Source organism: Janthinobacterium rivuli, assembly GCF_029690045.1.
In the GTDB taxonomy this organism is placed as follows: Bacteria; Pseudomonadota; Gammaproteobacteria; order Burkholderiales; family Burkholderiaceae_D; genus Janthinobacterium; species Janthinobacterium rivuli.
This window is the reverse complement of sequence record NZ_CP121464.1, coordinates 288,944-310,924: the sequence shown is the minus strand read 5'-3', so window position 1 is coordinate 310,924 and position 21,981 is coordinate 288,944. Positions and strand designations below refer to the sequence as shown.

Genomic DNA, 21,981 nt, shown 5'->3' with positions numbered 1-21,981 from the left:
CTATTCACCATCCCATAAAACAGGACGATTGTATTGATGCCATGAACCTGCTGAATTTCGACATCGCCTTTTTGCGCAGCTATGTGGCTGGCATCGAACTGGGCAGCTTTGCCCGCGCGGCCGACAAGGTGGGCCGCTCGACCTCGGCCGTCAGCGCGCAGCTGAAAAAACTCGAGGAGCAGGCAGGCATGCCCCTGTTCCGCAAGGATGGCCGGGGACTGGCGCTGACGCCGGCCGGCGAAGTTCTGCTCGGCTATGCGCGCCGCCTGCTGGAACTCAACGACGAGGCGGCCGTCGCCTTGCGCGGCGCGGAACTGGAAGGCTGGATCCGGCTCGGTTTGCAGGAGGATTTCGGCGAAGCCTTGCTGCCGGATGTGCTGGGACGCTTTGCCCGCGCGCATCCGAAAGTGCGCATCGAGGCGCACGTGGCGCGCAACACGGCCTTGATGCAAGGGCTGGCCATGGGGCAGCTGGATCTGGCCCTGCTGTGGGGCGGCGCCTGCATCGCCGACGTGGCCGAGTATCCGCCGCAGCAGCGCCAGCATATTGCCGAGCCGGCCATGCGCTGGATCGCCTCGTCCAGCCTGGCCTGGCGGCCCGAGTCGGGCGAACCGCTGCCGCTCATTACGTTCGACCGCGACTGCCTGTTCCAGCGCTGCGCCACGCAGGCACTGGACCATGCTGGCATCGCCTGGCGCACGGCGTTTACCAGCCCCAGCCTGGCGGGACTGTGGGCGGCGGCCGCCGCCGGGCTGGGCGTGACGGTGCGCACCGGCCTGGGCTTGCCCTCAACCGTGTGCGCGCTCGATCACGTGGCGGCCGGTTTGCCCGCCCTGCCCCCGTTGTCGCTGGAATTGCTGCGCGCGTCCAGCGTGTCCAGGCCACCCGTCGAGCGCCTGGCCGGGCTGATCATCGAGTCGCTGCAGAATGGGATGGCGTCAAACGGTTGAAATTCAAGTGCGCGCAATCAGCACTTGCACGGGCGCCATGGGAAAATCGCTGGCGCCGTACTGCTCCACTTGCCGCCAGCCCGTGTCGCGCAGCAATTGTGCCAATTCCCCCTGGCGCGTTACCGTGCGGCCCAGCATGCGCATCGGCAAGTAATACGGCAGCACGCGCGCCGCGTCAACGGCTGCCGGAGCGATTTCCGCCTGCACGCAAACGAAGACGCCGCCGGGTTTCAAGGCCGCATGGATCTTGCGCAAGGCCGCCGCCATGTCGGGCACGAAGTGCAGCACGGACGAGCACCAGATGAGGTCGTAACCGTTGCCGATATCGTCGCCGTCCAGGTCGCCGCCCACCGTCTCCAGGCGGTCAGTCAGTTGCGCATGGGCGATGTTGGCGGCGGCAACAGCCACTGTTTCCGGCCAGTCGAAAACGCAGCCGTGCAAACCCGCATGGGCTTGCGCCAGCGCAATGGCAACCCAGCCCGGACCACCGCCCAGGTCGAGCAGGCGCAGTGGCGTGTTGGCGTCTGCAAACGGGGCGACCCGTTGCATCACGGACAGGGCCGCGCGCATGGTGACGGCGCGTTGTTCCTGGCCGATCTGCTGCTGTGCGGCAACGGCCCAGTTGACTCCATTCGCCGTGCTGTAGGGCGCGGCCTTGCCCCCCTCGCGCACCAGCGTACTGAGCTGTGTGGCGAAGTGGCGCAGCGCATGCAGCCGGTACAGCCAGGCGTCGCCGCAAAAGGCCACCGAGTTGCGGCAGAAATACTGCAAGGTGGCGGCCGTGCAGCGGTAGCGCTGTGTGTCTGCCTCCGCAGTGGCCGTATCGCGTTCCAGCACCTGCATGCTCCAGAGCAGTTCCAGCAGCAGGGTCGTGTGGGGAGCATGCAGCGCCAGGGTGTCGGCCAGCTGCGCCGGCGTGTGCGGCGTGGCCAGCACCTCGAAAATACCCAGTTCCAGGGCGGCGGCCAGCCCATCGGCCTGGACGGGCGCGACGGCCAGGTCCCAGTACGGTTGCAAGACATGTTGCGTGGCAAACGGCATGGCATTTCCTTTCGGCGAGATGGGCAAGAACGCCTATTTTATGCAACAATGAGAATAATTATCATTTGCATTTGTATGCGGCACGGCGCATTTCGTATGCGCGACGGCGCGCGGAAAACAGGGAGGAGCGATGAGGGAACAGGACAGGGAAGAGGCAGGCTGGACGCGGCGCCAGCTGGACCCCGGAATGGGTGCGTGCCGCGCGGACCAGCGCCAAGTCGACCAGGGCTTGCTGCTCGTGCATTCCGATTACCGCCCGCGCCTTGCCCTCGTCGAGCCATCGCAGCATGACGATGCGGGCGGCATGGTCATTACCATCGGCCTGGAAGGCGCATCCGGTTACCTCACGCGCGATGGCGAACAATTGCGTTTCCTGGGCGGCCATACGACGGTGACGGCGTTTCACCACGTCAGCGGCGAGCGCCGTTTCGAGGCGCATCAACGGGCGGCGCAATTGCGCGTGCTGGTGGGCGAAGACGCGCTGGCGCGCTACTGGCCGGAAGGCCTGACTTCATTGTTACCGAACGGTGGCGCGCGCCAGCTGGCGCATGCGGCCACGACGCGCAGCAGCGCTCTGCACGCGCGCGCGCTGCTGCGCGCGACGGATCCGCTGGCCGTGCATATCGGCGTGCTCAGTATCCTGGCGGAACAGTTGCGGGCGCTGTGTCCGGCGCCCGCGTCCGCTGCCTTGCCGCGCTGGTCCGAGGCCGACATGATCAAGCTGGAGCGTGTCCATGCGCTGATGCAGGAGCAGATGGCGCAGGACCTGACGCTCGATTACCTGTGTGCGCAAGCGGGGCTGAGCTCGTTCAAACTCAAGCAGGGATGGCGCTACCGCTACAACGACAGTCCGCAGCGCACCCTGCTGGCGCTGCGCATGCAGCGGGCAAAGTTACTGCTGGAAAATGGGTGTCAGGTGGCGCAGGCGGGCTGGCAAACGGGCTATCGCCATCCGTCCAATTTCAGCGCCGCGTTCAGCCGCTATTTCGGCTACGCGCCGAAGACCGTGGGACGCGCTGGCACGTAAAAAGCCGGTGTAGAATCGGCGGGCAGCACATACTCATACGACCCACAAGGAGACATGATGGCCCGCAAAATATTTGTCAATCTGCCCGTCCAGTCGCTGGAACGCTCCGTCGCGTTTTTCACGGAGCTGGGCTTCAGTTTCAATGCCCATTTCACCGATGAAACGGCGACGTGCATGATCGTCGCCGACGACATTTTCGTGATGCTGTTGACGCACGACAAATTCAAGCAATTTACCCCGAAGCAACTGTGCGACACCACGGTGGCGACGGAAGTACTCGTGTGTTTGTCGGCCGAGAGCCGGGGCGAAGTCGATGCGCTGGTGGCGAAGGCCGTCCAGGCGGGCGGCAGCATCTACAAGGAGCCGATGGATTTCGGCTTCATGTATGGACATAGTTTCCAGGATCCTGATGGGCACCAGTGGGAGTTAATGTACATGGAACCGAGCGCCGTACCTGGCTGATACGTGGCGGTGTCGGATTACACGCTTGCGCGCTAATCCGACCTACCCGATTCGTAGCGTAGGTCGGATTAGCGGCGGAACGCCGCGTAATCCGACACGATCCACCCGGCCAGCTTAGGAAGCCAGCGCCAGCAAATCGACCACTTCCAGCCCCGCCAGGTCTTGCGTCGTATTGCCCGCAAACGCGGCGCGGCTAGGCTGGCCGTTTTTCAGCCAGGTGCGCGTGACTTCCTTGATCTGCGCCAGGGTGCAAGTTAATACGCCGGTGCGGAATTGCTGGCGCACGGCTTCCGTCGTGCCGCGCTGCTGCATATTCCACGCCGTCAGCGCTTCCGCATACGGCGAGTGCGGCTTGTCGAGGCCCTTGATGACGCAGATGATGGCTTCTTCCACTTGTTCCTGCGAGAAATCGCCGTCGAGGATTTGATCCAGCGTCGTGCCGAAGTCGGCGAACGTGCCGGCCAGGCGCGGGTCGCGGTACGAACTCAGGGTGAACGTGCCGGCGCCGGCCGCGTAGCTGGCGCTGCCGCCATACGCGCCGCCTTTTTCGCGCAGGGCCGTATGCAGCACCTGGTTGGTCATCAGTTCAGCGGCGACGGCCAGGGCGGAAGCGTCCGGATTGTGCACGCCGGGCACGGCCCAGGAAACGAAGCAATGGTTGATCTGGCTCGTCGCATGCAGGGCCGTGTTGGCCAGCGGCAAAGCGGCAGCTGCGGCGGCAACGGCTGGCGCGTCCGCGTCCGTGCTGGCTGCCGGCAACTCGAGCAAGCGGGCCAGGGTGATGCCATCCTGCTCCAGGCCGGCGCACAGCACGGTTGGCTGCTGCGCGATGATGTGTGCGTGCAGGGTGTCGAGCTCGCGCGCGATTTCCTGCAAGCCTGCCGACGTTTTGCTCAGCTGCTGCAAGCGGCGATAGAACGGCAAGGCAGCCGGGCCGCCGACGATGTCGTCGAAGCGGCGCGTGGGCGACAGTGGCGCTGCCGAGGCCAGCATGGCGTAGCGGTTGCCCGATTCGGCCAGGCTGGAGAGTTTGTCTTGCACCAGGCTTTCGATCAGGAAGGCCAGGCGCTCTTCTTCATCGAAGCGGGGCTTGGCGATCCAGGCCGACAGCACGGCGGCAATCGCCGCGTGTTCTTCGCGCAAGCCGCTGGCCGAGAACGACAATTCCACGCGCATCGCCTGTTGTGGGCGGGGAATGGCTTCCAGGCCGATGTGGAACGAGGGCACCATGCTCTGGCGCCAGGCGCTGGCGTCGTCGAACGACATGTCGCCCACACCCAGTTCCGGCGCCAGGTCCGTGTACAGGCGCAGCCATGGCCACGACGCTTCCGGCAAGCTCGACACGTCGTACAGCACGTTGGCATAGCTGATGCCGTTCGATGCAATGCTGAACGCCACGGCGCCGTCGACGGCGGCTGGAATCGGCAGGGCCGGACGCGGCAAGGCGCTGACGTCGCCAGGGCGGATGCGCGGCAAGACTTCGGAATTCGATGGCAGTTGCTGATGCGCTTCCAGCGCGGCGGACTCGGCCACGATGTGCTCGCGTTCGGCATCCGTCAGCGTCGCTTGCAAGGCCGCCAGCTTGGCGTCTTCCTGGGCGGCGCGGTCCGTGAAGTAGGCGCTGTCGGGTACCACGTGGGTCGTCAGGCGGGTCGGGTTGGCGATCAGCTCACGCACCAGCTGCTTGAAAAATGCCGGATCGTCGATCTGCTGTTCCAGGGTTTCCAGAATCGCCGCATTGTCGAACGCGTCCATCACGTCGCCGCCATACATGGCCAGCGGCAAGGCGTGCAGCAAACGGCCCAGGCCGTAAGGCATGCGGCCGCTGCTGATTTCGCGCTGGCTGTATTTGATGTCGCGCAAGGCGGCGTGCAGCACGGCGGCGGGAATGCCCTCTTCCGCCGTTTCTTCCAGGGCCGTCCAGATGCGCTGGTGCGCATCGGCGATCTGTTCTTGGGTTAAACCTTCCATGCCGATGTGGAACACCATCTGGCGGATGCCCGCGTCGCGGCCATTCATGTCCGATGGGCGGCCATAGCCGGCCGATTCCATGGCGCGCATGACGGGCGCCGACGATTCACCGAGCAAGCCGTGCGACAGCAGATGCGCGTGGTAGTAGGCGATGGGGTCGCTCGATTCGCCCATCAGCCAGGCAAATTGCAGACCGAATTCATCGTCGCGCGCTTCCTGCGAAGGAATTTTGACGATGTTTTCCTGCGGCGCCGTCCACGCGGGGGCCAGCTGCGGCAGGCGGCGTTCGGAGAAGCCGCTGAGCTTGGACAACACGCGCTCGCTTACCTGTTCCTGCACGGCCGACGCTTCGATATTGCCGGCGGTCATGATCACGGCTTGCGACGGGTGATAATGGCTGGCGTGGAATTCTTTCAGCATGTCATGCGTCAACTCGGGGATATTCAGCGGATCGCCGCCCGATTCCACTTCATACGTCGTGCCTTTGAGCAAGGCGCTGGCGATGCCGCTGTCGAGCGCGCGCATGGGACTGTTGAAAGCGCCTTTCATTTCATTGAAGACGATGCCCTGGTACACGAGCTTGTCGCCTTCGAACGCGTGGCGCCAGCCTTCCTGGCGGAAATTCAGGTAATCGAGGTTGGGGAAGAAGGCCGCGTCCAGGTACACGTCGAGCAGGTTGAAGAAATCCTTGCGGTCGGTGCTGGCGAACGGGTACACGGTGCGGTCTGGATAGGTCATCGCATTCATGAACGTGGCCGTCGAGCGGCGCAGCATCGAGAAGAAGGGGTCGCGCACCGGGTAGCGCGACGAGCCGCACAAGGCCAGGTGCTCCAGGATGTGGGCGCGCCCGTCGCTCACTTCGGGCACAGTGGGAAAGGCCACCAGGAACACCATCTCAGCCTGCTCGGTATGCATGTGGATATGGCGCATGCCCGTTGCTGGCTCGACATATTGTTCGATGGTTGCCTGCAAGACTGGAATGAAGTTGCTGCTGACTTTTTCAAATGTGCTCATGCGGTATGGGATCTCTGCGGTAGGTGATTCGGAGTGTCGGTGGGGCTGCATCACATGTGGGGGCAAAGTGGCGCAATGCCAGGGCCTGTCGCCAAGCGGGGTGTCAAGGCCAGGCCACTTTGATGCCTGCGTGAAGTTTTTCCCTATTGTACTAGGAGTATTCGCGCGCCGCCGCCGGGGCTTTGCTGGCAGCCGGAAAAGCGACAGTCTTGCTAAATTGATCATTCACGGGTGGGTGGCGTCTCCGAATGAACGCTTAGCGTACCATGCGCCTTTTGTCATCCAGACTGAACCGAAGGCGCCTATCTTGTCCCGACTTTCCTTTCGCCAACTGTTATTTGCCGCCTTCATTTTGACGACGGGCATTTTGACGGCCACCTCCGTGCAAGCCCTGCTGACCCTGGAGCACCTGGCGCGGCTGGGGCGCGAGACGGCGGCGCAGGCGATTGCCCTGACGGAACAATCGCAGCGCCTGTCCGAGCGCACCCTGGCCATGGAGCGCAGCGCGCGCCAATTCCTCGTGCTCGACGATCCCGTCTTCCGCGAACGCTACGCGGCGGCCCGCGACGAAGCGACGGCGGCGCTGCAAGTGCTGAACCGCGCCACGCCCGAGTTCGCCACGCAATTGGCCGACGAATGGACGGTGCAGGCGCAAGCGGCGTGGGAAGTTTTACAGGCCGGCAAGCGCCGCAAGCGCGATGGCCACGCTGTTGTGTACCGCGCGTTTGCCCGCATGACGCAAATCAATGACAGTCTGGCGCGCGAAAGCAAGACGGAAATCGGCAGCCGCAACGACGCCCTGCTGGCCGAGCTGGAACGCCAGCGCCGCCTGCTGGGCGTGCTGGTCGGTGGCGCCGTGCTGCTGGCGGCCGTGCTGGCCACCTGCTTCGGCTTCCTGCTGTCGCGTCCGCTGCGCCGCATCGAGACGGCCATCGGGCGCCTGGGCGACAAGCGCTACGACCAGCCCATCGTCGTCGGCGGCCCGGCCGACACGCGCCGCCTGGGCCAGCAGCTCGACTGGCTGCGCCAGCGCCTGGCCGACCTTGATGCCGACAAGGAACGTTTTCTGCGGCACATCTCGCACGAACTGAAGACGCCGCTGGCTGCCCTGCGCGAAGGCGTGGCCTTGCTGGAAGACGAGGTGGCCGGCAAGCTCAGCGACAGCCAGCGTGAAATCGCCGGCATCCTGCAGCAAAACACGGCATCCCTGCAAACCCAGATCGAAGACTTGCTGCGCTACAATACCGCCGCTTTTGACGCGCAGCATCTGGCGTACAGCAAGGTCGACTTGCTCGTTTTGCTGCAAGATGTGGTGGCCGGGCAGCGCCTGCAATGGCTGGCGCGCCGGTTGACGGTCGAGGTGCAGGGCGAGTCCCTGATCGTGCAGGCCGACCGCGACAAGCTGGCGACGGCGCTGGCGAATTTGCTGTCGAACGCCGTGCGCTTCAGCCCGGAAGGCGGCACCGTGCATTTCACCCTGTCTTGCGAAGGCGGCCGTGTACGCATCGACTGCATCGACGAAGGCGCTGGCGTGGCGCCCGAGGATGCCGCGCGCATTTTTGAACCGTTTTACCAGGGAGTGCGCCAGGCGGCTGGCGCGCGCAACGGCAATGGCATCGGCCTGTCCATCGTGCGCGAATATATCGCCGCCCATGATGGCAGCGTCACTCTTTTACCGCGCCCCGCCGGCGCGCATTTTCGGATAGAACTGCCCTTATGATGACGAGAAATTCCCTGGCCGGCATGGCCGCCTGCGCATTGCTCTTGGGCGCTTGCGCCGCCAAGCCCCCCATCCAGACGCCCGTGCTGGTGCAAACGCCGCCGCGCGTGGTGGTGGTGATGGACCCCCAGCTGACGGAACTGCTCGCGTATCAAAGCGCCTTGCGCCTGATGACGCCGTCGGAACTGGTGAAGGCGCAGCTGGATCTGGCGAAAGCCGATCATGCGCCGCACAACACGCTGCGCCGTGCCATGCTGCAAGCGGCCTTGCGCGGTCCCGGCGACCTGGCTCGCGCGCAAGCCTTGCTGGAACCGCTGGCCACGGCCACGGGCAAGGACGCGCAACTGCTGGCGCCGCTGGCGCAATTGCTGGGCAGCCAGTATGCGGAACTGCGCCGCCAGGAAGAGAGCATCGACAAGCTCAACACGCAGCTGCGCGACGCCCAGCGCCGCATCGACTTGCTCAATGAAAAACTCGAGGCGCTGAAAAACATCGAGCGCAGCCTGTCCGTGCGCCCCGCCGCGGGAGCGCCGAAATGAGCGAGCACGCCCACATCTTATTGGTCGACGACGACCCCGACCTGCTGCGCCTGCTGACCATCCGCCTGAAGGCGGGCAATTACCGCGTGACGGCCGTGGGCAGCGCGGAAGCGGCGCTGGCGCGCCTGGCCGTGGAATTGCCGGCCCTGGTCATTACCGACGTGCAATTGCCGGGCCGCGACGGCCTGGCCCTGTTCGATGAAATCCGCCGCCAGCATGCGGCCCTGCCCGTCATCTTGCTCACAGCCCACGGCACCATCCCCGACGCCGTCGACGCGACGGCGCGCGGCGCGTTTGCGTATCTGACGAAGCCGTTCGACGGCAAGCTCTTGATGGAAAAAGTGGCGTATGCGATTAACTTGTCCACCGTCATGCCGGCGCCAGCATCGGGCGACGAGAGCTGGCGCGCCGAGCTGATCAGCCGTAGTTCACAGATGGCCGAGTTGCTGGCCGAAGCCAAGCTGGTGGCCGGATCCGATGCCAGCATCCTGATCCGTGGCCCCAGCGGCACGGGCAAGGAATTGCTGGCGCGCGCCCTGCACAACGCCAGCCGCCGCGCCAAGGCGCCGTTCATCGCCGTCAACTGCGGCGCCATTCCCGAGCAGTTGCTGGAATCGGAACTGTTTGGCCACGTGAAGGGCTCGTTTACGGGCGCCGTCGGCAACCGTGAAGGCTTGTTTCAGGCGGCCGATGGCGGCACCCTGTTTTTGGACGAGATCGGCGACATGCCGCTGCCGCTGCAAGTAAAACTGCTGCGCGTGCTGCAGGAGCGGGCCGTGCGTCCCGTCGGCGCCGACCAGACGCGTCCGGTCGACGTGCGCTTGCTGTCCGCCACGCACCGCGACCTCGACGTGGCCATGGCGGAAGGGCAATTCCGCGAAGACCTGTATTACCGCCTCAACGTGGTCACCTTGACCCTGCCGCCGCTGGCCGAGCGCCGCGAAGATATCTCTCTGCTGGCGAACCATTTCCTGCAGAAGCTGGCGGCCAAGTACCAGAAACCGTTGAACGGCTTCGCGCCCGACGCCCTCACGGCCTTGGTCAGCGCGCCATGGCCTGGCAATGTGCGCCAGCTGGTCAATGTCGTCGAGCAAGTGTGCGCGCTGGCGACGGCGCCGCTGGTGCCCTTGTCGCTGGTGCAGCGGGCCCTGCGCGTGCCGTCGCTGGAAGCGCTCAGCTATAACGAAGCCAAGCAGCGCTTCGAGCGCGACTACCTGATCCAGCTGCTGCGCCTGACGGATGGCAACGTGGCCGACGCGGCCCGCCTGGCCGACCGCAACCGCACGGAGTTCTACCGCTTATTGCAGAAATACGAGCTGACGCCGGCCCTGTTTCGGGGCGATGGCGACCCTGTCGCTGAATAGCGACAAAAATAAAGTATTCATAATCAACGACTTATCTGGAAACATTGATATTGTTGCCATACCTTGTCGCTGTCTGGCGACAAAAAGCCCCGTTTTTTCGGCCAGATCGCCGCGAAATGGGCTGGCAAAATCGAGTGTGAATCTAAGTCTTTGATTTTAAATGGAATTTAAAAGCTGGCACGGTGCTTGCTGTATGGGTAGATGTGACGCTTCAAAGTGTTGCTTTATCCAAGTAAGAAGCTTTTAACTTCATTGAGAGGAACTACCATGCAAACATCGAAACTGTTCAATACCCTGGTCGCCGCAATCGTACTGTCGGGCGCCTCGATCACCGCTTCGCATGCCGCTGACTCCGCACCAAAAGCACAAGCTCCTGCTGACACCGTCGTGGCCGCCAATGCCGCCGCCGCCGTCCCTGATGAAACCATCACTTCCTCGGCCAAGGCCGCCCTGAGCGCCGATGCGCAAGCCGCTGCCCTGCCAGTCAAGGTTGCAACCCAGCAAGGCGTGGTCGTTCTGTCGGGCGACGTGCCGAGCGCCGAAGCGGGTGACCGCGTCGTGCAGATCGTCGCTTCCGTGAGCGGCGTGAAAGAAATCAAGAACGAGCTGAAAGTCAAAGCCGCCGGCTAATCCCCTCGCGCTGTACTTTACTCCGGGTTGCCCTGTCTGCGGACAGGGCATTTTTTTGCCCGCGTGGTTTTACCGGGCAAGCCATGCCGCCAGGCAAGGAGCTGGGCAAGGAGCCGGACAATGCAGGTAGAATAGCCAGCACTGGCGCCGCTCCCGGCGCTGTTTGTCATCCCCGGCACAGCATGCTGTTGCAAGGCTGCACCGTTACCAGGCTACCGCATGTCTTCTTTTTCTCCCGCTGCCCTGCTGCGCAATATGAAACCCGATAATTTCACCCTCGCCCTGCTCGTCACCGTGGCGCTGGCCACTTTCCTGCCCTGCACGGGCCAGACGGCCGTGGTCTTCGGCAACATTACCACCGTCGCCATCGGCGCCCTATTCTTCCTGCATGGTGCCAAGCTGTCGCGCGAAGCCGTGGTGGCCGGCGCCATGCACTGGCGCCTGCACTTGCTGGTGCTGGCCAGCACTTTTGTCCTGTTTCCGCTGCTGGGTCTGGCCCTGCGCCCGCTGGCGCTGACGTTTCTCACGCCCGACCTGTACATGGGCATCTTGTTTCTGTGCGCATTACCGTCCACGGTACAATCGTCGATCGCCATGACGGCCATGGCGCGCGGCAACGTGCCGGCCGCCATCTGCAGCGCCTCGGCCTCGAACTTCATCGGCATTTTCCTCGCCCCCATCCTCGTCGGCTTGTTGGTGGCCAAGGGCGCGGAAAGCAAGTCGTCGGTGGACGCCGTGCTGTCCATCGTCATGCAGCTGCTGTTGCCGTTTTTGGCCGGCCAGTTCCTGCGTCGCTGGATCGGCCGCTGGGTCGACCGCCACAAAGCCACCCTGAAATACGTCGACCAGGGTTCGATCTTGCTGGTGGTTTACACAGCCTTCAGCGAAGCCGTCAGCGAAGGCCTGTGGCATACGATTTCGGTGGAAACGCTGGTCGCGCTGGGCCTGATCAGCACCCTGCTGCTGGCGCTGGTGTTGGGTATTTCCACCTTTGTCAGCCGCCGCCTGGGGTTCAACAAGGAAGACGAAATCGCCATCGTCTTTTGCGCCTCGAAGAAAAGCCTGGCCAGCGGCGTGCCCATGGCCAAGGTGCTGTTTTCCACGCGTTCGCTGGGCATGGTGATTCTGCCGCTGATGCTGTTCCACCAGATTCAGCTGATGATTTGCGCCGTGATTGCGCAACGGTATGCGCGGCGCGACGAGGCGGCGGCGGCGCGCGTCTAGGGTCTAGGGGACGGGCCGGGCCTTGCTGCGCACTGGCCACGTCAGCGCGTCAAGCAAGGTTCCCGGCGCCTTGCCCGTGTCCAGACCCGTCGGTGGATATTCTCCCGCGCGTGGAATATGGTGGGTGCCGAACAGCCGGTCGAAGACGGGGAACAGCCCTGCGAAATTACGGTTGAAATGTTCCGCTTGCACAGAGTGATGAACGCGATGGTACTGCGGTGAATTGAACAACATCCAGCAGCGGCCAAAGCCGACCCGGACATTCATATGCGGGAAAACATGATACAAGCCCAGGATTCCGTACATTCCCAAAATCACCATGTTGGTCTTGAACAAGATCCCCGCAAGCAGATAGATAGTCAGTGCCTTGATGCCCGCTTCGGCCCAATAGTGCCTGGTCGTGGTGCTGGCATTCATTGCCGTATCGCTGTGATGGAAGGAATGCATGGCCCACAGGGCGGGTATGCGGTGTTGCACGCGATGAAAGGCGTATTCCAGAAAATCCATGCAGAAGGCATACACGATGAATGCCGGCGCCAGCATCGAGCCTGACGCGTCGAGATCGATGAGCCCGCCTCCGGCCGCATTGACCAGCCGCACCGTGACGATGGCCGTGAGCGGAGCCAGCATGGCGCCGCTGGCGGCATAGATGACCATATATGCCAGATTGAAGCGCGACGCGCCCGCAGGCTGCTGTTCCAGGGGATGGCGCTTCTCGATGGCCAATGCCAGGAGAATGACCGCCAGCAGCATCGAGGGGCCAAGCAGTATCGCCGCATATCCCATCGTTTAACCCTGGAAATAGTGGATATTCTTGTTAAAAATAGTCCGGCTATCCTCAACTGTCAATGCCATTGGCATTGCCTTGACCTAGGCGATGGCAGAACGCTATATATCCGTGTATATTACGCTCCTTGTCACCGTTCACTTTACAGGATACGACCATGCGCCTCACCTCCCTCGCCCGCCTGTTTGGCACCGCTCTTCTCGCCACCGCCGCCACCTCCGCCCTTGCCGGCGAAGTGGTCGTGTCGGCCGCGGCCAGCCTGACGAATGCGTTCAAGGATGCGGCGCAAAGCTACGAGGCGCAGTATCCGGGCAGCAAGGTATCCCTGAACTTCGCCGCCTCGGGCGTGCTGCTGCAGCAGATCGTCAAGGGCGCGCCCGTGGACGTGTTTGCCTCGGCCGACCAGGAAACCATGGATGCGGCGCAAAAGCAGGGCCTCGTCTTGCCGGCCGACCGCATGGACTTCGTCGGCAACAGCCTGGTGCTGATCGTGCCGCACGATAGCAAGTTGGGCATCAAGAGCCTGACGGATCTGACGCACAAGGATGTGACCCGCGTGGCCATCGCCAACCCGGCCAGCGTGCCCGTCGGCCGTTACTCCGAAGGCGCCTTGAAGAAGGCGAAGCTGTGGGACGCCGTGCAAGCGAAGGCCATCGGCACGCAGAACGTGCGCCAGTCGCTCGACTACGTGGCGCGCGGCGAAGTCGATGCGGGCTTTGTCTACGCCACCGACGCGGCCATCATGAAAGGCAAGGTCAACGTGGTGCTGGAGGTGCCATTGGAAGCGCCCGTGCTGTACCCGATCGCCACCATCAAGGGCAGCGGCAATGCGGCCGAAGCGAAGCGTTTTGTCAGCTATTTGCAGACGGCGCCGGCGCAAGCCATCCTCGCCAAGTACGGATTTAAAAAGCCATAAAGCAAACGACTGCACATGGATATCGCCTGGACCGCGCTGGCCCTGTCGCTCAAAGTGGCGGCATGGGCCACGGCGCTCAACTTGTTGCTCGGCATCGGCACGGGCTATCTGCTGGCGCGCACGCGTTTTCCCGGGCGCGAGCTGCTCGACGCCCTGTTGACCCTGCCGATGGTGATGCCGCCGACCGTGCTCGGCTATTACCTGCTGGTGCTGCTGGGCCGGCGCGGCACCTTGGGTATCTGGCTGCAGGACAACTTCGGCATCAACCTCATCTTTACGTGGCAGGGCGCCGTGATCGCTTCCACCGTGGTCGCCTTTCCCCTCGTCTTCAAGCCCGCGCGCGCCGCCTTCGAGGCCGTCGACGGCCAGCTCGAGCAGGCGGCCCGCGTGTTGGGCATTTCCGAGCTGGCGATTTTCTTTCGCGTCACGTTGCCACTGGCCTGGCGCGGCATCCTGGCCGGCGTGCTGCTGGGTTTTGTGCGCGCGCTGGGTGAGTTCGGCGCCACCCTGATGGTGGCCGGCAGCATCCCCGGCAAGACGCAAACCCTGTCGGTGGCCGTGTTTGAAGCCGTGCAGGCGGGCAAGGATGACTTGGCCAATACGCTGGTCTTGATCACCTCCCTGGTCTGTATCGTGGTGCTGCTGACTGCTGGTCGCCTGGCGCCCGGGCGCGTCGCTCATAAATGACCACTATGCAACTCGACCTCGACCTCCGCGCCACCTTGCGCTCCGGCAAACGCCGTTTCGACCTGCAGGTGCGATGCACCTCCGGCAGCCAGCGCATCGCCATGTATGGCCCGTCCGGCGCCGGCAAGAGCATGACCCTGAAAGCCATTGCCGGACTCTTCACGCCTGATGCAGGCCATATCCGCCTGAACGGGCGCACCCTGTTCGATTCGGCCGCCGGCATCAATCTGCCGCCGCAGCAGCGCAATGTCGCCTACCTGTTCCAGGATTACGCGCTGTTCCCGCATCTGACGGTGCGCCAGAACGTGGGCTTCGGCCTGGCGCGCGGCTGGTTCAACCCGCGCGCGCGCGAAAAATTGCAGAAAGTCGAGCATTGGCTCGATGCCTTCCACTTGCAGGAACTGGCGCATCAGTTCCCCGACGAGTTGTCCGGAGGCCAGCGCCAGCGGGTGGCGCTGGCGAGGGCGCTCGTGGCCGAGCCGAGCGCGCTGCTGCTCGACGAGCCGTTTGCCGCCCTCGATCCGGCCCTGCGTGTCAAAATGCGCCTGGAGCTGAGCCAGTGGCAGCAGCGTCTGGACGTGCCCATGATCCTGATCACGCACGATCCGGAAGATGCGCGCATCCTGGGCGAGCACGTGCTGTACTTGCGCGACGGACAGATCGATAACAGGGAAGACCACATGGCATTGGGTGAACGCATTGGATAAATCAGCGGCAGCGGAAATCGGCCTAGAAGGCTCGGTATGGATGACGGTGGGCGGAGAAAACCTGGGCGGCGCCGGCAGGGTGGAATTGCTGGGCGCCATCGCCGAATGCGGCTCCATCACGCAGGCGGCCAAGCTCGTCAAGATGAGCTACAAGGCGGCCTGGGATGCCATCGACGCGATGAACAACCTGGCCGGCGAACCGCTGGTCGAGCGCCTGACGGGCGGCAAGGGCGGCGGCGGCACGCGGCTCACGCCACGGGGACGCCAGCTGGTCGACAATTTCCGCATCATCGAGCGCGAGCATGCGCGCTACCTGCGCCAGTTGGGCAGCCAGGCCGAAGGCATCGCCGACGATCTTTTACTCATACGGAGAATGGCCATGAAAACGACGGCGCGCAATCAATTCCTGGGCAAGGTGGCCGAACTGAAACAGGGCGCCGTCAACGACGAAGTCACCCTGGAATTACCGGGCGGACAGCACATCGTGGCCATCGTCACGCAGGGCAGCAGCGCCAGCCTGGGCCTGGTGCCGGGCGCGGAAGCGTTCGCGCTGATCAAGGCTTCGTCCATCATCCTCGTGACCGACAGCGAAGGCGCGCGCTTTTCCGCGCGCAACCAGCTGGCCGGCACGGTGACGCGCGTGCAGACGGGCGCCGTCAATACGGAAGTGGTGCTGGACCTGCCGCGCGGCGGCACGATTGCCGCCATCATCACGAATCAGAGCAGTACCGACCTGGGCATCGCGCTTGGCAGCAGCGTGACGGCGATGTTCAAGGCGTCGAGCGTGATTCTGGGCGTACCCGCATAAGCGTAGGTCGGATTAGCGCTTGCGCGTAATCCGACATGATCCGCCAACAATGTTGTCGGATTACGCGGCGTGCCACCGCTAATCCGACCTACCTTTTTAATCTTTTAGCCTCGACAACCAATCCCCCGCCGCCGCCAGCACCAGTTCCAGCTCCAGCGCCGTGTGCGCCAGCAGCGCCGGCACCTCATCAAAGCGTCCCGCATCGATGGCTTCCTCGGTGGCGAACGCGGCGCGGATCAGGCGTTTCGTGCCCAGGGTGCCGACGGAGCCGCGCACGCTGTGCAGGATGCGCGCCACGTCGCTGTGGCGGCCAGCCTGCAACGCGGTTTCGGCGTCGCGCACGGGCGTCATGCCCTTGTTCAGCGCGTCTTCGACCATGCGCCGCAGCACGCCGCGCCCCTTCGCGTCGCGCCCCATCACGCGCATCAGCGGCGCCATGGAAAACACTTCCTCATCGGCAACTGTCACCGGCTCGGCCGTCTGCACTGGCGGGCGCTTGGGCAGGTGGCGCAGGATGACTTCCATCATCTCTTCCACCACGACGGGCTTGGCGATGAAATCGCTGATGCCGGCCGTCATGCAACGCTCGCGCTCGGACGCCAGCACGCCGGCCGTCATGGCGATCACGGGCAGGCCCAAGCGCAGTTCCGTGCGGATGATGTGGGTGGCGCTGAAACCGTCCATGACGGGCATCTGCATGTCCATCAGCACGATGTCGTAGCGCAGCGCTTCCGTGCGCAGCCGTTCCACGGCTTGCAAGCCGTCGCCCACCACGTCCAGGGTGGCGCCCATGTGTTCGAGGATGCCGCGCGCCACGGCCTGGTTCAAATGATTGTCTTCCACCAGCAGGAAATGCACGCCGGCCAGTTCCGTGCCCAGCGGCTGGTGCAGGATGCGCTGTTCGCCGCCGTCGTCCTTGGCAATCAGCGCCTGGTGCAGGGCGTCGAACAGGCTCGATCCCGTGATCGGCTTCATCAGCACGACGTCGGCCTCGGCCGCGCTGGAGATTTCCTCCAGGTGGTTGCGGGCGAAGGCGTTGACCATCACCACGATGGGCTGGCGCTGGCCGCTGGCCGCCTGGCGGATGGCCTTGGCCGTGGCCAGACCGTCCATGACGGGCATGTGCCAGTCGGCCAGCACCACGTCGTACGGTTGCTGCTGGGCCAGGCGTTCGCGGTACAGTTCGATGGCGGCAAAGCCGGAGTCCACTTCGTCGGCCAGCCAGCCCCACGCCTCGATCAGCTTGACGATCAGTTCGCGCGTGGTGCGGTTGTCGTCGGCCACCAGCAGGCGCAGCTGTCCCAGCGCCGGCGTGCGCCGCGTTTCCGCCGGCTGCGCCAGCATCTCGAAGGGCACGCTAAACCAGAAGCGGCTGCCCTTGCCTTCGCTGCTGGCGACGGCGATGTCGCCGCCCATCATGTGGATCAGCTGCTTGCTGATGGCCAGGCCCAGGCCCGTGCCGCCGAAGCGCCGCGTGATGCTCTGGTCGCCCTGCGAAAACGCGGCGAACAGCTGCTGTTGCTGCAGTTCCGTCATGCCGATGCCCGTGTCGCGCACTTCGAAGCGCAGCCAGGCGCGGCCGCTCTCTCTCTCGGCCAGGCTGACGGCCACCACCACTTCGCCGCTCTCGGTAAATTTGATGGCGTTGCCGGCCAGGTTGACGAGGATTTGCTGCAGGCGCTGGGCGTCGCCCACCAGGCGCCGCGGCACGTCGGGTTCGACGGCGATGGCCAGTTCCAGTTCCTTTTCGCCCGCATTCATCGTCATCGTCGTGGCCAGGGTATTCATGACTTCGTCGAGGTCGAATTCGACGGGCGACAATTCCATGCGGCGCGCCTCGATCTTCGAATAGTCGAGCACGTCGTTGAGGATGCCCAGCAGCGACTGGCCCGCCACTCTGACCATGGTCAGATACTTGCGCTGTTCCGTGTCGAGTCTGGTATTGCCCAGCAAATACACCATGCCCAGCACGGCATTGAGGGGCGTGCGGATTTCATGGCTCATGTTGGCCACGAAATCGCTCTTCGCGCGGTTGGCCGCCTCGGCCCGGTCGCGTTCCTGCTCCAGCTCCGCCGCGCGCGCTTCGAGTTCCTGCTGCAGGCGGTCGCGTTCGCTCATCAGGCCGTTGAACGCTTCCGTCAGTTCGCCGATCTCGTCGCGCTGCTGCACCGGCACGGGGGTGAAACGGCTGCCGCTGGTGCGCAGGGCCAGCAGGGTGTCGCGCAGGCGCACCAGCGGCGACAGCAGGCGCACGGTGACCCAGCCCAGAACAAAGGCGGCCAGCAGCGAGGCAAGGATGCTCCACAGCACCAGCCGGTACAGCACGCCATCGAATGGTTCGAAGGCATCGTCGACGGGCAGCGAGCTGGCCAGCAGCCAGTTCACCGATTTCAGGCGCTTGAAGCTGTTGACGGCCGTGATGCCGCGGCTGTTGGTGCTGACCATGCTGCCTTCGCCATCTTCCTTCAGCAGCTGGGTCGTCGTCAGATTGGCGTTCGGCTGGCGCGGCTGCAGCAAACGGCTGGTATCGGGGTGCAGCACGTAGCGCGGCACGGCGCCGCGCGTGAGGATGAAGTAATAGCCGCTCTTGCCGACCTTTTCCGAGCGCAAACGCCCCAGCAGATTGTCCTTGTACAGGCGCAGCACGCCGATCACCACGCCGGCCACCTGGCCATCGGCGGTGAGCACGGGCGCCACCATCTGCACGATGGGCATGCCGCTCGACTTGCCCAGCATCGGTTCGGTGATCATGGGCTGGCGCGTGCGCAGGACGGTCTGGAAATACTCGCGCTCGGCAACATTGATGCCGGCGCGCCCCGGCACTTCCGGCATGTCGGCCACGACGGCGCCTTGCGCGTCGAGCACCAGCACGTCGTCGAACAGCACCAGCATCGAGCGGCGCGAATAGTATTCGCGCAATTGGGCGGGCCGGGCGATCAGTTCCGGCGGCTGCTGCCGGGCCGTCAGGGTGACGATCTGCAGCAGCATGCCCAGCTTGTCGTCGAGCTCGGCAGCGGTGCGGCTGATCAGGGATGACTGCTGGCTCAGCAGTACTCGGGTGAAGTCGTCGCGCATGTGCTGCACCTGGATCATGGTGACCAGCGCGATCATGGCGATCGAGGTCAGGCTGGTGGCCAGCGCGACTTTTGCTTTGATGCCGAGAGGCTTCATGATTTCCTTTTCAGTACCGGACGGCACAGGCGGCAAGTAATGCTGTCAGGAATTTTCCTATCAATACCCCAGCTTGGCAAGCGGCGCCGCGCAAATTGCCCTCCCCGCATGGGCTTTTGACGATGTTGCCATATAATTAAAGTCGGAACGTCGTTTATTCAGCGAAATTGCCGTGAAATTGGCACACGGCAACCCTGTATGCAGTAAACTTGTTGTTGCATTTTCTAAAAGGTACCGACATGACTGAAGCGCTACTCACTCCAACCTTGCCTACAGTGAACGTGGAAGCGTTGCGTGCGCGATGCTCGACCTGCAGCATGCATCAATTGTGCCTGCCGATGGGCCTCGATATGGGCGACATGGACAGGCTGGACCAGATCATCGGCCGCCGCCGCAAGATCGTGCGCGGCGCCTCGCTGTTCCGCATCGGCGACTCGTTCCAGAACCTGTACGCGATCCGCCTGGGGCACTTCAAGACGTACCAGATCAATCCCGGTGGCGAAGAGCAGGTGACGGGCTTTCAGATGGCCGGCGAACTGCTGGGCATGGACGCCATCAGCGCCGACCGCCACCACTGTAATGCGGTGGCGCTGGAAGACAGCGAAGTGTGTGAAATCCCGTTTTCCAGCCTGGAACAATTGCTGGGCAATATGCCGACCCTGCTGCGCCATTTCCACCGCATGATGAGTCAGGAAATCACGCGCGAGCAAAGCGTCATGCTATTGCTGGGCAATATGCAGGCGACGCAGCGTTTTGCCGCCTTCATCGTCAACCTGGCGTCGCGCTATGAAGCGCGCGGCTATTCGAGCAGCAAATTCCAGCTGCGCATGTCGCGCGAGGAAATCGGCAACTACCTGGGCCTGACCATCGAAAGCGTCAGCCGCCTGCTGTCGAAGTTCAAGAAGGAAGGCTGGCTGCGCGTCTCGAACCGAGAAATTGAAATCTTGCAGCCGGCAAAATTGAAGGCCATCACGGCCGGTACCGACGTCTGCAAATAAGGCCTACAGCTCTTCATCGGCGTGCAGCGCGATGCTGCGTTGCAGCGGCCAGGTCCAGATGCCGGACAGGCGCCACTCGCGTTTGTCGTTTTCCACCAGCACTTGCCAGCGGCTGCGCTCGAGCATCGGCAGCGCCACCGAGAAATTGCCGGCCGCATCGGGCCGCACCAGCAGCTTGATGTCCTTTTCCGGCAGGGTCGCATGCGCCAGGTGCAGCTGCAGCGGACCCTGGTAAGCTTTGCCGAAGCTGTGCACGGAACCACTGAGGCGCGCTGACGCCACGTCGTAGGACAAGCTGGTAGCCATCGCCAGGTCGCTGGCGATCGTGTCGCGCTTCAAATCCTGGTTGATCGCCTTGCCCTGCTTGTAATAGTCGCCCACCACCAGCGCATCGGGCTGCGTAAACGCGATATAGCCCATGAAGCTGCCGACGACCACGGACAGGCCGGGACCGATCATCAGCAGCCATGGCCAGCGATGCTTGTACCACGGTGCAACGGGAGGCTGCAGTTTCAGACTGTCGGACATGGTATTTCTCCTGTGTAAACGGCCAGTCCCCATGCGGGAACCGGCCTTCCTGCTTTAACGCGGCACGATGAATACCGCGCTTTCGCGCACATGCAGCGAGGGGTTGTCCAGCGATTGCAATTCGATCGCAATCTTGTTCGAACCCTTCTCGCCGACGCCGTGCGGCACGCGCAGGCGGATCGGCCAGCCCAGCGTTTCCGTCGGCTGCAAGGTCACTTCTTCACGCGTCAGCAAGGTCAGGCCCGGCAAGCCGGAAGCGCTGATCTTGAAATGCTGGCTTTGCTCGGACGTGTTCATGATCTGCAGGCGGTAGACGTTTTCGATCATGCCGTCTTCCACTTCGCGTCCCATCGAACCGCGGTCGCGGATCACGTCCATTTTCAGGGGCGTGCGCAGGGCCAGCGAGGTACATACGGCGATGATGATCAGGGCCAGGATGGAAGTGTAGATCAGGACGCGTGGGCGCATGGCGCGCTGGCGTATCTGCTTCGAATTGAAGTTGTTTTCCATCGCATGGTCGGTGCTGTAGCGTATCAGGCCACGCGGCCGCTCGACCTTGTCCATCACGCTGTTGCAGGCATCGACGCAGGCGGCGCAGCCGATGCATTCATACTGCAGGCCGTTGCGGATATCGATGCCGGTCGGACACACCTGCACGCACAGGGTGCAATCGATGCAGTCGCCCAGCTTGTCGTTGTTGCCAGCCTTCTTGCTCATGGCGCCGCGTGGTTCGCCGCGCTTGGCATCGTAGGTGATGATCAAGGTGTCCTGGTCGAACATGGCGCTCTGAAAGCGCGCGTAGGGGCACATGTATTTGCACACCTGCTCGCGCAGCCAGCCCGCGTTGCCGTAGGTTGCCAGGCTGTAGAACAAGACCCAGAACCATTCCCAAGGACCGAAGTTCAGGGTGGTCACCGACTGCGCCAGTTCCTTGATCGGCGTGAAATAGCCGACAAAGGTAAAGCCCGTCCACAGGGCGATGGCGCCCCATGCCAGGTGCTTGGCCGTCTTCTTGAACGCCTTGCGCACGGAGGGGCCCTGCTTGTCGAGGGCCATGCGCGCGCTGCGCGTACCCTCGATGCGGCGTTCGACCCACAGGAAAATTTCCGTGTATACCGTTTGCGGGCAAGAGAACCCGCACCACACCCGCCCGGCAATGGCCGTGACGAGGAACAACAAATACGCACAGATGATCAGCAGGGCCGCCAGATAGATGAAATCCTGGGGCCACAGCACGACGCCGAAAATGTAGAACTTGCGCGTGGTCAAATCGAACAGCAGGGCTTGCCTGCCATTCCAGGTCAACCACGGCAAGCCGTAGAACGCGAGCTGGGTAAGCCATACGCATACCCATCGCCAGGTAGCGTAGCGTCCTTTGGCCTCGCGAGGGTAGATCTGCTCGCGGGCCGCATACATCTTGATGACTTGAGGTTCCAT

Annotated in this window: 19 protein-coding genes; 13 read left to right on the top strand and 6 right to left on the bottom strand. The window is 63.5% G+C overall.

The window, feature by feature from the left end; genetic code table 11:
- The first annotated feature begins 41 nt into the window (after positions 1 to 41).
- A complete protein-coding gene (locus P9875_RS01310; RefSeq protein WP_278317392.1) occupies positions 42 to 950 on the top strand; it encodes a LysR substrate-binding domain-containing protein in 909 nt (302 codons plus the stop codon).
- Between the two features lie 3 nt (positions 951 to 953).
- Here the strand turns inward: P9875_RS01310 and P9875_RS01305 are convergent, their stop codons facing one another.
- On the bottom strand, positions 954 to 1,991 hold the full coding sequence (locus P9875_RS01305; RefSeq protein WP_278317391.1) for a methyltransferase domain-containing protein: 1,038 nt from the start codon (positions 1,989 to 1,991) through the stop codon (positions 954 to 956).
- A 130-nt stretch (positions 1,992 to 2,121) separates the two neighbouring features.
- On the opposite strand from P9875_RS01305, the gene P9875_RS01300 reads away from it, so the two are divergent.
- Together P9875_RS01300 and P9875_RS01295 are read left to right on the top strand one after the other, a co-directional pair.
- Positions 2,122 to 3,018 (top strand): helix-turn-helix transcriptional regulator, encoded by an 897-nt coding sequence (locus P9875_RS01300; protein WP_278317390.1) that lies wholly within the window; start codon positions 2,122 to 2,124, stop codon positions 3,016 to 3,018.
- Between the two features lie 57 nt (positions 3,019 to 3,075).
- Positions 3,076 to 3,480: a VOC family protein gene (locus tag P9875_RS01295; protein WP_099403932.1), complete on the top strand. Its 405-nt coding sequence runs from the start codon at positions 3,076 to 3,078 to the stop codon at positions 3,478 to 3,480.
- A 114-nt stretch (positions 3,481 to 3,594) separates the two neighbouring features.
- Here the strand turns inward: P9875_RS01295 and P9875_RS01290 are convergent, their stop codons facing one another.
- Complete coding sequence (locus tag P9875_RS01290; protein WP_278317389.1) at positions 3,595 to 6,465, bottom strand: insulinase family protein; 2,871 nt, start codon at positions 6,463 to 6,465, stop codon at positions 3,595 to 3,597.
- 307 nt (positions 6,466 to 6,772) lie between these two features.
- Between P9875_RS01290 and P9875_RS01285 the strand changes: the two genes are divergently transcribed.
- The 5 genes from P9875_RS01285 to P9875_RS01265 all read left to right on the top strand — a co-directional run bounded on the left by P9875_RS01285 (position 6,773) and on the right by P9875_RS01265 (position 11,942).
- Positions 6,773 to 8,185, top strand: a complete 1,413-nt coding sequence (locus P9875_RS01285) for a HAMP domain-containing sensor histidine kinase (protein WP_278317388.1) — start codon at positions 6,773 to 6,775, stop codon at positions 8,183 to 8,185.
- Positions 8,182 to 8,724 (top strand): hypothetical protein, encoded by a 543-nt coding sequence (locus tag P9875_RS01280; RefSeq protein WP_278317387.1) that lies wholly within the window; start codon positions 8,182 to 8,184, stop codon positions 8,722 to 8,724. Before P9875_RS01285 ends, P9875_RS01280 begins: the two co-directional genes overlap by 4 nt.
- On the top strand, positions 8,721 to 10,088 hold the full coding sequence (locus P9875_RS01275) for a sigma 54-interacting transcriptional regulator (RefSeq protein ID WP_278317386.1): 1,368 nt from the start codon (positions 8,721 to 8,723) through the stop codon (positions 10,086 to 10,088). Before P9875_RS01280 ends, P9875_RS01275 begins: the two co-directional genes overlap by 4 nt.
- A gap of 267 nt (positions 10,089 to 10,355) precedes the next feature.
- Positions 10,356 to 10,718: a BON domain-containing protein gene (locus P9875_RS01270; protein WP_034752546.1), complete on the top strand. Its 363-nt coding sequence runs from the start codon at positions 10,356 to 10,358 to the stop codon at positions 10,716 to 10,718.
- Positions 10,719 to 10,937: 219 nt separating this feature from the next.
- A complete protein-coding gene (locus tag P9875_RS01265) occupies positions 10,938 to 11,942 on the top strand; it encodes a bile acid:sodium symporter family protein (protein ID WP_278317385.1) in 1,005 nt (334 codons plus the stop codon).
- Between the two features lie 3 nt (positions 11,943 to 11,945).
- Here P9875_RS01265 and P9875_RS01260 read toward each other — a convergent pair whose 3' ends face one another.
- Complete coding sequence (locus P9875_RS01260) at positions 11,946 to 12,695, bottom strand: sterol desaturase family protein (RefSeq protein WP_278317384.1); 750 nt, start codon at positions 12,693 to 12,695, stop codon at positions 11,946 to 11,948.
- 191 nt (positions 12,696 to 12,886) lie between these two features.
- On the opposite strand from P9875_RS01260, the gene modA reads away from it, so the two are divergent.
- The 4 genes from modA to P9875_RS01240 are packed head-to-tail and all read left to right on the top strand — an operon-like array spanning position 12,887 to position 15,847.
- On the top strand, positions 12,887 to 13,645 hold the full coding sequence (gene modA / locus P9875_RS01255) for a molybdate ABC transporter substrate-binding protein (protein WP_278317383.1): 759 nt from the start codon (positions 12,887 to 12,889) through the stop codon (positions 13,643 to 13,645).
- A 15-nt stretch (positions 13,646 to 13,660) separates the two neighbouring features.
- Positions 13,661 to 14,332: a molybdate ABC transporter permease subunit gene (modB, locus tag P9875_RS01250; protein WP_278317382.1), complete on the top strand. Its 672-nt coding sequence runs from the start codon at positions 13,661 to 13,663 to the stop codon at positions 14,330 to 14,332.
- Positions 14,329 to 15,039 carry a sulfate/molybdate ABC transporter ATP-binding protein gene (locus P9875_RS01245; RefSeq protein WP_225243185.1) on the top strand — a complete coding sequence of 237 codons (711 nt, stop codon included), beginning with the start codon at positions 14,329 to 14,331 and terminating at the stop codon, positions 15,037 to 15,039. Before modB ends, P9875_RS01245 begins: the two co-directional genes overlap by 4 nt.
- A 40-nt stretch (positions 15,040 to 15,079) precedes the next feature.
- Complete coding sequence (locus tag P9875_RS01240) at positions 15,080 to 15,847, top strand: TOBE domain-containing protein (protein WP_099403888.1); 768 nt, start codon at positions 15,080 to 15,082, stop codon at positions 15,845 to 15,847.
- A gap of 96 nt (positions 15,848 to 15,943) precedes the next feature.
- Here P9875_RS01240 and P9875_RS01235 read toward each other — a convergent pair whose 3' ends face one another.
- Entirely contained in the window at positions 15,944 to 19,018 is a 3,075-nt protein-coding gene (locus P9875_RS01235) for a response regulator (RefSeq protein ID WP_278317381.1), read from the bottom strand.
- Between the two features lie 239 nt (positions 19,019 to 19,257).
- On the opposite strand from P9875_RS01235, the gene fnr reads away from it, so the two are divergent.
- Positions 19,258 to 20,016 (top strand): fumarate/nitrate reduction transcriptional regulator Fnr, encoded by a 759-nt coding sequence (fnr, locus tag P9875_RS01230; RefSeq protein WP_035823313.1) that lies wholly within the window; start codon positions 19,258 to 19,260, stop codon positions 20,014 to 20,016.
- 3 nt (positions 20,017 to 20,019) lie between these two features.
- Here fnr and P9875_RS01225 read toward each other — a convergent pair whose 3' ends face one another.
- Both P9875_RS01225 and ccoG read right to left on the bottom strand, forming a co-directional pair.
- Entirely contained in the window at positions 20,020 to 20,544 is a 525-nt protein-coding gene (locus P9875_RS01225; RefSeq protein WP_278317380.1) for a FixH family protein, read from the bottom strand.
- Positions 20,545 to 20,598: 54 nt separating this feature from the next.
- A complete protein-coding gene (gene ccoG / locus P9875_RS01220) occupies positions 20,599 to 21,981 on the bottom strand; it encodes a cytochrome c oxidase accessory protein CcoG (RefSeq protein WP_035823309.1) in 1,383 nt (460 codons plus the stop codon).

Bases quoted from the DNA above. Each gene is read 5' to 3' on its own strand.
- P9875_RS01310 (WP_278317392.1), top strand. From the start codon at position 42: ATGAACCTGCTGAATTTCGACATCGCCTTTTTGCGCAGCTATGTGGCT.
- P9875_RS01305 (WP_278317391.1), bottom strand. From the start codon at position 1,991: ATGCCGTTTGCCACGCAACATGTCTTGCAACCGTACTGGGACCTGGCC.
- P9875_RS01300 (WP_278317390.1), top strand. From the start codon at position 2,122: ATGAGGGAACAGGACAGGGAAGAGGCAGGCTGGACGCGGCGCCAGCTG.
- P9875_RS01295 (WP_099403932.1), top strand. From the start codon at position 3,076: ATGGCCCGCAAAATATTTGTCAATCTGCCCGTCCAGTCGCTGGAACGC.
- P9875_RS01290 (WP_278317389.1), bottom strand. From the start codon at position 6,465: ATGAGCACATTTGAAAAAGTCAGCAGCAACTTCATTCCAGTCTTGCAG.
- P9875_RS01280 (WP_278317387.1), top strand. From the start codon at position 8,182: ATGATGACGAGAAATTCCCTGGCCGGCATGGCCGCCTGCGCATTGCTC.
- P9875_RS01275 (WP_278317386.1), top strand. From the start codon at position 8,721: ATGAGCGAGCACGCCCACATCTTATTGGTCGACGACGACCCCGACCTG.
- P9875_RS01270 (WP_034752546.1), top strand. From the start codon at position 10,356: ATGCAAACATCGAAACTGTTCAATACCCTGGTCGCCGCAATCGTACTG.
- P9875_RS01265 (WP_278317385.1), top strand. From the start codon at position 10,938: ATGTCTTCTTTTTCTCCCGCTGCCCTGCTGCGCAATATGAAACCCGAT.
- P9875_RS01260 (WP_278317384.1), bottom strand. From the start codon at position 12,695: ATGCTGCTGGCGGTCATTCTCCTGGCATTGGCCATCGAGAAGCGCCAT.
- modA (WP_278317383.1), top strand. From the start codon at position 12,887: ATGCGCCTCACCTCCCTCGCCCGCCTGTTTGGCACCGCTCTTCTCGCC.
- modB (WP_278317382.1), top strand. From the start codon at position 13,661: ATGGATATCGCCTGGACCGCGCTGGCCCTGTCGCTCAAAGTGGCGGCA.
- P9875_RS01245 (WP_225243185.1), top strand. From the start codon at position 14,329: ATGACCACTATGCAACTCGACCTCGACCTCCGCGCCACCTTGCGCTCC.
- P9875_RS01240 (WP_099403888.1), top strand. From the start codon at position 15,080: ATGACGGTGGGCGGAGAAAACCTGGGCGGCGCCGGCAGGGTGGAATTG.
- P9875_RS01235 (WP_278317381.1), bottom strand. From the start codon at position 19,018: ATGAAGCCTCTCGGCATCAAAGCAAAAGTCGCGCTGGCCACCAGCCTG.
- fnr (WP_035823313.1), top strand. From the start codon at position 19,258: ATGACTGAAGCGCTACTCACTCCAACCTTGCCTACAGTGAACGTGGAA.
- P9875_RS01225 (WP_278317380.1), bottom strand. From the start codon at position 20,544: ATGTCCGACAGTCTGAAACTGCAGCCTCCCGTTGCACCGTGGTACAAG.
- ccoG (WP_035823309.1), bottom strand. From the start codon at position 21,981: ATGGAACCTCAAGTCATCAAGATGTATGCGGCCCGCGAGCAGATCTAC.